The sequence below is a fragment of the Psychrobacter sp. TB55-MNA-CIBAN-0194 genome, from assembly GCF_040309505.1.
Taxonomy (GTDB): Bacteria; Pseudomonadota; Gammaproteobacteria; order Pseudomonadales; family Moraxellaceae; genus Psychrobacter; species Psychrobacter fozii.
The window spans coordinates 1-247 of the sequence record NZ_JBEOOW010000633.1 but is presented as its reverse complement, the minus strand read 5'-3'; the positions used below and the strand labels follow the sequence as shown (position 1 = coordinate 247).

Annotated in this window: 1 pseudogene; it reads right to left on the bottom strand. The window is 34.8% G+C overall.

The features are described 5' to 3' along the window. Window positions 1-247: pseudogene (locus AAEY75_RS16540) on the bottom strand (FAD-dependent oxidoreductase); the annotation flags it as partial.

The following is a 247-nucleotide window of genomic DNA, read 5'->3' as shown; positions in this document are numbered from 1 at the left end:
ATTTTTCTCACATCGGTGTCAAATTTTGCCTTTTCAAGGAATGCATTCATGGTTGTTGTTTTTGAAATGTACTGATGTAATAAGTCGTGATTACTTATTTGATTTTGTTCGTAAATTTCTCTTGGTAAGATAACGCCAACGGATGCTCTGCCATCGCTAAAAGGTATTAGCCAATACCAAATTTGGTTGTTTTCAGGGCAGACAGAAATCAATATTTTATCACGATCGTATTCTGAATGGTTGATAC